Origin of the sequence: Rhodococcus sp. EPR-134 (assembly GCF_001647205.1) — a bacterium.
GTDB lineage: Bacteria > Actinomycetota > Actinomycetes > Mycobacteriales > Mycobacteriaceae > Rhodococcus_F > Rhodococcus_F qingshengii.
In genome coordinates this window covers 1-9,236 of the sequence record NZ_LVCT01000372.1, presented here as the reverse complement: position 1 = coordinate 9,236, position 9,236 = coordinate 1, and the positions used below count along the sequence as shown (strand labels likewise).

The window sequence follows — 9,236 nt, the reverse complement described above, 5'->3', positions numbered from 1 at the left end:
GAAAATGCACGAGAACGGGAACTTGTACAACGTCTCCGTACGGCCCGCTTCCTTCCACGCCGTCCCGTCGTACACCTTTCCGGCGTCGATCGTGCGGTACGTCGGCAAGAACGCATCCTTGACGATCAGATCCTTCGACCCCGTACCGCGCAGACCCACGACATTCCAGCTGTCCTGGTCGATGTCGTAATCCGAACGCGGCAACAGCACGTGCAGAATCTTCGGCGGCATCAACGGCTTACCGGACTCGTCACCGACCATCGCACCGATCATGATCCAGTCACAATGATCAGTACCGGACGAGAACGACCAACGACCGTTGAGGATGTACCCACCCTCGACCGGCCTCGCCACACCCATCGGCGCATACTGCGACGCCATCCACGTATCGGGATCGGTTCCCCACACCTCTTCCTGAGCCTTGCGGTCGAAGAACGCAAGCTCCCACGGATGCACACCGACGATGCCGCTGACCCAGCCCGTGGCACCATCCATCGCACCGATAGCCATTGCCGTCTCGGCGAATTCACGCGGATGCGCCTCGAGGCCACCGAACTCCTTCGGCTGCAACATCCGGATGACGCCGGAGTCGCGCAAACGCTTCGCGCTGCCGTCCGTCAAGCGCATCAGCTTGTCACCCTCGACCCCGTCGGCGCGGATCTCGTCGGCGAACTGTGAGATGTTGTCCAGAACCTGACCCATGATCTTCCGCCTCCATTGATAGCCCGCCAACCTTCAATAAAGTAGAACACGTTCTAGAAAAATGCGGAAGTAGAACGGCCAGTTCGTTCAGCGCCGATCAATACGAATGCGACAAGGCCAGTGGCGTTCAGGTCGACACGTGCCCCAGTCCCGCGGTCAGAATGCGAATACACCTCATCGCAACTTCCGCAGGCGAGCCGTCGCCATACGCCGGGGAGTCCCCGTCAACCCACGCGACAACGGCCATCCGCTGGGCCGTGTTCGCTGCAATTGCAAGCAAACGCACTTCCAGTGGGTCTGCGCCGGGTCCCATCAAATCACGCAGTACGAGCACCAAAGCAGTCTCGGTGTCGTTGACCAAGCTCACCACGCGTTCCGAAGCGCCGGATCGCCAGGAACAATCCTTTGAAGTCGGCGAATCAACGCAATCGCATCGGATGTTGCGGCAGGTGAATTCAGTGCGACGCGGGCGGCGGATGCCATCACCTGAACAACAGGCGTACCCGGCGAACTGGACGCGATATACCCGAGCCATTCGTCGATCCCGTTGGCGAGTATCGGCCTCACCGCATCTTCCTTCGTCCGAAGTATCGATAGAACGTGCGAAGTCCGATTCCAGCTGCGCGTGCAATGCCCTCGGCGGTCACCGGATTCTCGCCGCGAAGGACAAAAAGCTCTGCAGCACAACGTGATATCTCCAAATTTGCCTGCTCCTTCCGCCGTTGGGTGAGCGACGGGGAGTTAGACACTGAACCATGCTCATGCCAGTATCGCACGGTGCGCCACCGTGCTTCGGAGTCGAACAGGAAGAACCCTGGCATCGGCTGCGGAAGCCATGTACCGTCCACTTCGCCTTCGATCAGTTCCGCCACCGGCTGGACATCGAGACGCCAGGCCACCTCGTCTCACCCCCATCGCCATTTGACGCGATTCGAGGCGGCAGCGCAGGACCAAGTCTACGGATCATCGACGTTCACGAACGCATACGCCTGGGTCCCGCCGACGGCAACGCTCGCAGTTCACGCATGGTGCGTTGAACATCGAAATGTGTCGCAGTTTGGCCAACCGCCCCCCAAATCGATGACGCTACAAGGCGGACAGGTACCGCACTTCGGTAGTCGAGTTTGAGCATCGCGGACGGACCGGAAACAGCAACGGCAGCAATCGCGTTTCCTTGCGGCCCAACCGGTGCAGCAACGCAATTGAGGCCGGGACTCAACAGCCCCGCGCCGTACGCTACGCCGGTATCACGTATTCGACTGAGTTCCTGCCTTAGAGTCATCGGCGCTTCAGCGCCCACAGGGGAGCCTCCGAACGCAAGGAGCGCACGTCCAAGAGCCGACCTGTCGGCCGAAGAACGTTCGCCGACACGAGTAGGAACTACACCGGACAGCATTCCGCCGATCTTGTCGAGGTAAACGACATCCGGCGCGTCCAGCACTCCGAACTGCACTACCAGTCCGGTCACTCGATGCAACTCGCGGAGGAAGGGCAAAGCGACCGAATACAATCGATCCTGTTGTATTGCAAGGCTTCCCAGCTCCATCAATCTGATTCCAAGGCAGTAATCAGTGCCATCCCGCCGGAGCCACTTCTTGGCGACGAGCTGCTCGAGCATGCGATGCACCGACGAACGAGGCAAGCCGGTAATTCGCGAAACTTGACTGAGAGTGAGCTGTCCGGACACTTCGAAAGCATCCATGACCGACGCCAGTCGATCCAGGAACCCCGCCGGGGTCGTAGCGTCTGCACGAGCGGAAGCTTGCATGCGAATTCCTTGAAGTCATTCCCACAATTTATGGTGCATGTGGGGCACGTGGAGCCGAAAAGCGCTACCGGGCTTACTGGTTACGGCCCGCTGCAACAGCACCGCGACACCAGGCCGTCCGTCACCGTCGGATGTTCGAACGATCTCAGTGTGACAAATTGTGCCATGTTGACATCGGGTGTGAAGAGAAAAACCTCAGGAGCATTCACAGAAGGATCACGGTGGACGTTAACGCCGCAACATGAACAGAGAAGGGCGAAATACGTTGCCCCGGAGGCATATTCCACTAGACCAGAAAGTCGCACGGAAGATTTCCGTCAAATCCGTTGGGCCATTCGCCACGCTTGTGCCGCAAGCCTGTCCGCCTGGGCGCCGAACGATTCCGCCGACCGCTCGATTTCGCCCATCGCGCCACGTAGCGTGCGGCTGTACACACCCTCGACAATGCATGCGATCTTCCACCAGTTGAACGCAATGTAGAAGTCGATATTGAAGTCCGCATCTTGTTGGGCCGCAGAGATATAGACGTCCAACAGCTCATCGCGCGACGGGAAACCTTCGATTCGAGTCGGAGCATTCTCCAATGCACAAACATCGTCATCGGGTTCGGCCCAATAGACCAACAGTTGGCCCAGGTCTGCCAAGGGGTCACCCACCGTGGCCAGTTCCCAATCCAGTATTCCGGCGATCACGCCGTCGGCGCCGACAATGCAGTTGTCAAGGCGAAAGTCACCGTGCACGACGCTGCTACTGCACTGAGGGGGAATATTTCGAGACAACTTGGCATGTGTGCGTTCGAGGTCGAGGCTATCTCGCACACGATCACCCTTCCAGTTCCGCAACCACCGATTCAACTGACGATCGATGTAGTCCGTCCGATCGGCCAGAGCATTCCATCCGATCTCACGAGGGTCGACCGAGTGCAGGGCGGCAAGATTGCGAACCAGTTCCGCGGCCAATCCGGCTCGCGTTTCGTACGGGATTTTCGCGCGTACTACCTCCGGATCACGCAGGACTGCGCCGTCGATGAAGTCCATGACAAAGAACGGAGCACCAGTCACAGATTCGTCAATGCACTTGCCTACAACGATCGGTGACGGAACCGGCACGTTCTGCAGTCGCTCGAGAATGTCAGCTTCGCGAATTACATCATGGGCGGATGCATGCCTGATTCCGAGCGGGGGTCGACGTAGCACCCATCGAGAACCTGCCTCGTCGCTCACCGAGTAAGTCAGGTTCGAGCGTCCACCGGCGATCCGTTCGAATTCGAGCAATCCTTGCGTGGCATCGGGCAGATACTCACGGAACCACGCCGCCACCAGGGGCTCACACAAACCGTTGTCGCCCTGCGGTGCCAGGTTCACGACCTCACACCCTCACGCGCGGGACCACTTCCGACAGATGCTGATTTCAGCGGCGCATCGATGCCGTCGAGAAACACCGAAACGACGGCATCGGCGAGCTCTGAAAGACCGAACTCCTCTGTGGGGCTGAACCATCGGAGCGACAACCACACAGCGTCGCGAATCAGTCCGTAGAGAATCTCCGCCGGCAGGTCCGATCGAAACTCGCCTGCGCTCATTCCGGATTCGATAACAGCGATCCAGGCGTCCTTGGTGCTACGGGCGGCCTCACGGATGTCGTGATAGGAGTCAAGTTTCCGGAGATAGGTGCTGTTGTTCTGATAGCTCTCGGAGGCGTGTGGGTGCGCCTGACTGACCTGAAACGAAGCTCGAACCAGCGAACCGAGGCGAGTACGTGGGTCACCGGCAGATTCCAGGATCGACCCGTATGCGCTCGTGAGCGCCTGAAGATATTGTGTGACAATCGTATTCGCGATTGCATCCTTCGATGGGAAGTAGTGATAAAGGCTTCCGGACAGAATTCCCACCGCATCAGCGATATCGCGAACTTTGGTGCCCGCGATCCCCTTGGTGGCGAACAGTTCTGCAGCCTGTTCGAGTATCAAGTCGTGACGATCCGACCATTCCATTCAAGTCCTCCTGACGAGTCTTCACGTGTCACCTCTGACGAGGTTGCAATTTTGACTCTATACCGCGAATCAAACGTTTGCTACAGTCGCTCCGTACCGCGTAGCAAACGTTTGATACGAGACTTTGAGCGCTCGTGAAATACCAGGAGAGGACGGACGCGTGTCGGACAAGACAATGTCGGAAGCAGATGTCGTAAGTCGACTGAGATCGGGAATGACAATCGGAATCGGCGGGTGGGGTTCGCGCCGGAAGCCGATGTCACTCATCCGAGAGATCCTCAAGTCAGAACTGACCGATCTGACCGTTGTGTCGTACGGCGGAGCTGATGTGGGGTTGTTGTGCGCAGCCGAAAAGGTTCGAAAGGTTGTGTTCGGTTTCGTCTCGCTGGACTCGATCCCCCTGGACCCTCACTTCAGAGCAGCCCGACAGGCTGGTCGTATCGAGGTCAGCGAATACGACGAGGGCATGCTCCAATGGGGCCTGTACGCGGCCGGGATCCGTATGCCCTACCTGCCGACTCGCGCGGGACTCGGTTCCGACGTCCTCCGGGTGAATCCGGAACTGCAGACGATCGTCGATCCTTATGCGGGCGAATCATTGGTTGCGATGCCGGCGCTCCCCCTCGATGCCGCGCTGGTACATATGAACCGCGCGGACATGCATGGCAATGCCCAATACCTCGGGCCGGACCTGTACTTCGACGACCTGTTCTGCCTGGCTGCCGAATCGGTCTATGTCTCTTGCGAACAAGTGGTTCCCACTGCGGAGTTGACCGCGGATGCACATCCGTCGACGATTCGAATTCCCCGGTTGCTTGTATCGGGAGTCGTTCACGCTCCAGGTGGTGCGCATTTCACATCCTGCGTACCCGACTACGATCGTGACGAGGCTTTCCAACTCGAATATGCCACTGCAGCAAAAGATCCAGAAGCTTGGCAACGCTTCGTCGACCGATATCTGTCCGGCTCCGAGGCCGACTACCAGAGACTCGTCGCTGCGGAATTCGAAGGAGTGCCGGCATGAGTGACGCCACTCGGGCAGAGGTCTGCGCGATCGCGTGCGCCGAGGCGTACCGAGGCAACGGTGAAGTGATCGCGAGCGCATTCGGCGTGATACCTGCAATCGGTGTGCGATTGGCGCGTCACACTTTCGAACCCGATCTCGTTTTGTCCGACGGAGAAGCGTCAGCCGTGCGCGGCACGTGGGCCGTCGACCGAACTCCGGCAGGCGAGGTCGAATCGTGGTTGCCCTTCAACCAGATCTTCAATCTCGTCTGGAATGGCAAACGGCACATCATGATGATTCCCACGCAGCTCGATTCCTATGGGAACTGCAACATCTCCGCGATAGGTGATCATTCGCGGCCGACAGTGCAACTCTTGGGAGTCCGCGGAGCGCCGAGCAATACCGTGCATCACCCGACAAGTTACTGGGTGCCGAAACACAGTGCACGCGTTCTCACTTCACAGGTCGACATGGTTTCCGGTGTCGGAAACGACAATGCACGCAAGGCCGGACCGTCGGCCAGCCGATACCACGAGTTACGACGAGTTGTCACAAATCTCGCAGTTCTGGACTTCGAGCCGGATAGCGGACAGTTGCGTCTGGTGTCGACTCACCCCGGCGTAACCGTCGACGAAGTAGTAGCCGCAACCGGGTTCGAACTCCACCTGCCCAAAGCCGTACCCACTACTCGAACCCCCACAAGCGAGGAACTCGACCTGATTCGCAACGTCATCGATCCACGGAACCTACGTGACAAGGAAGTACCGGCATGACCGTGCCGAACTCAGGTACCGGGCCACTGCACACCCGTATCTGCGAACTCTTCGGTGTGAAGTATCCGATTGTGCAGACCGGCATGGGGTACGTCTCGGACGCCCGACTTACGGCGGCCACAACCAAAGCCGGCGGTTTGGGAATCATCGCCGGGGCGATGCTGACCTACGACGAACTCGTCAGCGCCATCGATTACGTCAAAGACCGCACCGACCAACCATTCGGCGTGAACTTGCGAGCCAACCAGGACGACATCGATCGCAGAATCAAACTTCTCATTCGATCGGGGGTCAAGATCGCCTCCTTTGCGCTCGCACCGAACCAGGCGCTGATCGGCCGACTCAAAGATGCAGGCCTTGTTGTCGTGCCGTCGATCGGAGCTCGCAGACATGCCGAGAAAGTTGCAGCGTGGGGAGTTGACGCAGTTGTCGTTCAAGGCGGCGAGGGCGGCGGACACACAGGCGCAGTCCCCACGAGTTTGCTTCTGCCACAGGTAGTCGACGCCGTCGACATCCCCGTGATCGCGGCAGGCGGATATTTCGACGGCCGAGGTCTCGTCTCAGCACTCGCCTACGGTGCAGACGGAATCGCGATGGGGACTCGCTTCATGCTCACCAGCGATTCGCCGGTGTCTCAGGCAGTCAAAGATGTCTATCTCTCGAAGTCGGTCAACGACACCGTGGTCACACTCGAGATCGACGGGGTTCCTCAGCGTGTGCTGCGCGCAGGAACGATCGATCAACTCGAATCAAGCCACGGACCGACGCGCATGTTACGTGCTGCCCGCAATGCTGTTGCTTTCCAACGTCTCTCGGGAACACCCTGGTCGAAGTTGATACGTGAAGGCCTGGAAATGCGGAAGAGCCACGAACTCGGCTGGCGGCAAGTTGTGATGGCCGCCAACGCACCGATGCTGTACCGATCCGCACTCCTCGACGGCCGCACGGATATCGGAGTCATGGCGACCGGGCAGGTCGTCGGACTGATCGACGACATCCCCAGTAGCGCAGAACTCGTCGAACGCATCATGCAGGACGCGGAGGCCGTCCTTGCTCGACTCACACCCGCACCCGAATTGGACAGTCGAGTCTTGTCAACTGAAAACGTGAAAGGAACAACGAACTGAAATGAATCAGCTGAAAGATCGAGTAATCATAGTAACCGGCGCCGGTCGTGGTTTGGGCCGGGAGCACGCCCTGCTACTTGCGGCCGAAGGCGCAAAAGTGGTTGTCGACGACACCGGCGCCGGACCGGACGGGCACGGAAACGACATCAGTATTGCGGCATCGGTCGTCGACGAAATCGTCGCGGCCGGAGGAATCGCAGTTGCCAGTGTCGCGGACGTCACGACGATCGACGGCGCGAGCGAACTCCTGGACCTGGCCCTCGAGGCATTCGGCTCGGTCGACGGCCTGGTCAACAATGCCGGCATCCTGCGTGATCGAATGTTTCTGAACATGCCCGAGGCCGATTGGGACGACGTGATCTCGGGACAACTACGCGCTACATTCGCGCCCTGCACTGTATTCGGCAACTACTGGCGCGAGCGTTCGAAGTCGGGCGAAACCGTCGCGGCGTCGATCGTGAACGTATCGAGCACCTCCGGGCTGCTCGGTGCCGTCGGTCAGAGCAACTACGGCGCCGCGAAGGCCGGGATCGCAGCGTTGACAACGATCCTCGCACAGGAGGTCGCCCGATACGGTGTGCGAGTCAACGCAATTACGCCTGTGGCCAGGACACGGATGACCGAGAACGTTCCCGGTATCAAGGAACTTGTTGCAGCACCTGACGATCCGAGTACATTCGACACCTATCATCCAGGCAACGTCTCGCCAGTTGTGGCCTATCTGCTCACCGAGAAGTGCCCCGCCACTGGTCAGGTGTTTTACGCCAAAGGCGGCGAAGTCCGCCAGTTTCTCGGGTGGCAGTACGGAAAGACCATCGCCAGAGACTCGCGATGGACGGTGGAAGAGTTGACAGAGGCGATGAGTGAAATTGTCTGAGACGACTGCGCCGATCCCTGGTCCGGGACACGGCCTTGCTGAAGGCAAATCCGTTCTGGTGACAGCAGCAGCGGGAACTGGAATCGGATTCGCAGCGGCACAACGCTTTGCTGCCGAAGGTGCCCGACTGGCGATCAGTGACCGGCATGAGCGCAGATTGATCGCGGCCGCCGACCGCATCGAGTCCGAGTTCGGCACCCGCCCACTCACTGTTCCTTGCGATGTCACGGACAATCAGCAGATCGACGCAATGGTCGATCGGGTGGTTGCCGAGTATGGATCCATCGACGTCCTCATCAACAACGCAGGCCTCGGCGGGACGGCGAGCATTCAAAGTATGACCGACGAGCAGTGGTGTTCGGTACTCGATGTGACCCTGACGAGCACTTTCCGCACCACACGATCAGTGTTGAGAGTCATGATTCCACGAGGGTCGGGGGTGATCGTCAACAACGCGTCGGTCATCGGCTGGCGTGCGCAGGAAGGGCAGTCGCACTACGCCGCAGCGAAAGCCGGCGTCATGGCGCTCACACGATGCTCTGCCCTCGACGTGGCACCGCACGGAATCCGGGTCAACGCGGTTGCACCGAGCATCGCGATGCATCCTCACCTTGCCAAGGTGACCAGCGACGAACTGCTCGAAAAGCTCAGCAAGAGTGAGGCTTTCGGTCGTGCGGCACAGCCGTGGGAGGTCGCCAACGTCATGGTCTTTCTTGCAAGCGACTACTCGTCGTACATGACGGGCGAAGTCGTTTCGGTAAGTAGCCAACATGCATAGCCACCCATGGGCTCTGAAGGAGAAGCTGTGGTCGACAAAGAGTCACTAGGTATCACGGGCACCCCGTTCCGTATGGACATCGAGCGCGGCAAGATTCGTGAGTTCGCCGTTGCCACGTATTCGAGCAATCGGAACTATGTCGAAGACGAGTTCCCGGTAGTGCCCCCGACGTTTCTCACCACGACCCTCCTCTGGCAGACAGAGGGCTCGGA

Annotated in this window: 11 protein-coding genes and 2 pseudogenes; 6 read left to right on the top strand and 7 right to left on the bottom strand. The window is 59.2% G+C overall.

Annotated features, from left to right (window positions below; translation table 11 throughout):
• The 7 genes and pseudogenes from A2J01_RS16885 to A2J01_RS16865 form a co-directional block, all read right to left on the bottom strand.
• Positions 1–702: pseudogene (locus A2J01_RS16885) on the bottom strand (hydroxylase); the annotation flags it as partial.
• Between the two features lie 127 nt (positions 703–829).
• Positions 830–1,069, bottom strand: coding sequence for a hypothetical protein (locus tag A2J01_RS36895; RefSeq protein ID WP_007733370.1), 240 nt, complete (start codon positions 1,067–1,069; stop codon positions 830–832).
• Entirely contained in the window at positions 1,066–1,269 is a 204-nt protein-coding gene (locus A2J01_RS36890; protein WP_231915810.1) for a hypothetical protein, read from the bottom strand. Before A2J01_RS36890 ends, A2J01_RS36895 begins: the two co-directional genes overlap by 4 nt.
• The gene (locus A2J01_RS36885; RefSeq protein ID WP_231915809.1) at positions 1,266–1,601 is read right to left on the bottom strand and encodes a TetR family transcriptional regulator; all 336 of its coding nucleotides are present in this window, start codon (positions 1,599–1,601) and stop codon (positions 1,266–1,268) included. Before A2J01_RS36885 ends, A2J01_RS36890 begins: the two co-directional genes overlap by 4 nt.
• Positions 1,602–1,675: 74 nt before the next feature.
• Positions 1,676–2,470, bottom strand: coding sequence for an IclR family transcriptional regulator (locus A2J01_RS16875; RefSeq protein WP_007733367.1), 795 nt, complete (start codon positions 2,468–2,470; stop codon positions 1,676–1,678).
• A gap of 317 nt (positions 2,471–2,787) precedes the next feature.
• Positions 2,788–3,834: a phosphotransferase family protein gene (locus A2J01_RS16870; protein WP_042446088.1), complete on the bottom strand. Its 1,047-nt coding sequence runs from the start codon at positions 3,832–3,834 to the stop codon at positions 2,788–2,790.
• Positions 3,831–4,463, bottom strand: coding sequence for a TetR/AcrR family transcriptional regulator (locus tag A2J01_RS16865; RefSeq protein WP_064113158.1), 633 nt, complete (start codon positions 4,461–4,463; stop codon positions 3,831–3,833). Before A2J01_RS16865 ends, A2J01_RS16870 begins: the two co-directional genes overlap by 4 nt.
• Before the next feature lie 160 nt (positions 4,464–4,623).
• Between A2J01_RS16865 and A2J01_RS16860 the strand changes: the two genes are divergently transcribed.
• The 6 genes and pseudogenes from A2J01_RS16860 to A2J01_RS16835 all read left to right on the top strand — a co-directional run.
• Positions 4,624–5,487, top strand: a complete 864-nt coding sequence (locus tag A2J01_RS16860) for a CoA transferase subunit A (RefSeq protein WP_007733364.1) — start codon at positions 4,624–4,626, stop codon at positions 5,485–5,487.
• The gene (locus A2J01_RS16855; protein ID WP_042446091.1) at positions 5,484–6,242 is read left to right on the top strand and encodes a CoA-transferase subunit beta; all 759 of its coding nucleotides are present in this window, start codon (positions 5,484–5,486) and stop codon (positions 6,240–6,242) included. The genes A2J01_RS16860 and A2J01_RS16855 overlap by 4 nt, the downstream gene beginning before the upstream one ends.
• Entirely contained in the window at positions 6,239–7,369 is a 1,131-nt protein-coding gene (locus A2J01_RS16850; protein ID WP_054826992.1) for an NAD(P)H-dependent flavin oxidoreductase, read from the top strand. The genes A2J01_RS16855 and A2J01_RS16850 overlap by 4 nt, the downstream gene beginning before the upstream one ends.
• Position 7,370: 1 nt before the next feature.
• Positions 7,371–8,246 (top strand): SDR family NAD(P)-dependent oxidoreductase, encoded by an 876-nt coding sequence (locus tag A2J01_RS16845; protein WP_030537576.1) that lies wholly within the window; start codon positions 7,371–7,373, stop codon positions 8,244–8,246.
• Positions 8,239–9,024, top strand: coding sequence for an SDR family oxidoreductase (locus tag A2J01_RS16840; protein WP_256938604.1), 786 nt, complete (start codon positions 8,239–8,241; stop codon positions 9,022–9,024). The genes A2J01_RS16845 and A2J01_RS16840 overlap by 8 nt, the downstream gene beginning before the upstream one ends.
• Before the next feature lie 27 nt (positions 9,025–9,051).
• Positions 9,052–9,236: pseudogene (locus A2J01_RS16835) on the top strand (MaoC family dehydratase N-terminal domain-containing protein); the annotation flags it as partial.